The following is a 431-nucleotide window of genomic DNA, read 5'->3' on the forward strand; positions in this document are numbered from 1 at the left end:
GAATATGACTTGGTAGGGCTAGAGCTGTACTGGTTACCATGTTGTCCGCAAATCCGTGAGCTAGTTTTGCAATAGTGTTAGCAGTTGCAGGTACCACGATAAATAAATCTGCTTTTTTTCCAAGTTCGATATGATTGACCTGATCAGGATAGGGTTCCTTCATGACATCCAAGTGGACAGGATTCTGTGAGAGTACCTGTAGTGTCAAAGGTTGGATAAACTCTGTAGCAGCCTGAGTCATTAAGACAGTGACTTGATGGCCTTGTTTTTTTAGAGAACTGACTAAATCTGCCGACTTATAAGAGGCGATTGAACCCGTTACAGCCAAGAGAATGTTTGCCATAGTTTTCCTTTCTAAGAATGATATGCTTGAATTTTTTCAAGGAGGAGTTCTGCAATTTCTTCTTTAGTCTGGACTGTTTGAAGCTGAT

At 40.8% G+C, this 431-nt stretch carries 1 protein-coding gene; it reads right to left on the reverse strand.

Going from position 1 to position 431, the window contains the following annotated elements; genetic code table 11:
• A partial coding sequence (locus tag C5L12_RS27855) for a flavoprotein (RefSeq protein ID WP_280952557.1) occupies window positions 1–343 on the reverse strand: 343 nt, incomplete at its 3' end.
• Between the last annotated feature and the right edge of the window lie 88 nt (window positions 344–431).

This window comes from Neorhizobium huautlense (assembly GCF_002968575.1).
Classification (GTDB): domain Bacteria; phylum Pseudomonadota; class Alphaproteobacteria; order Rhizobiales; family Rhizobiaceae; genus Neorhizobium; species Neorhizobium huautlense.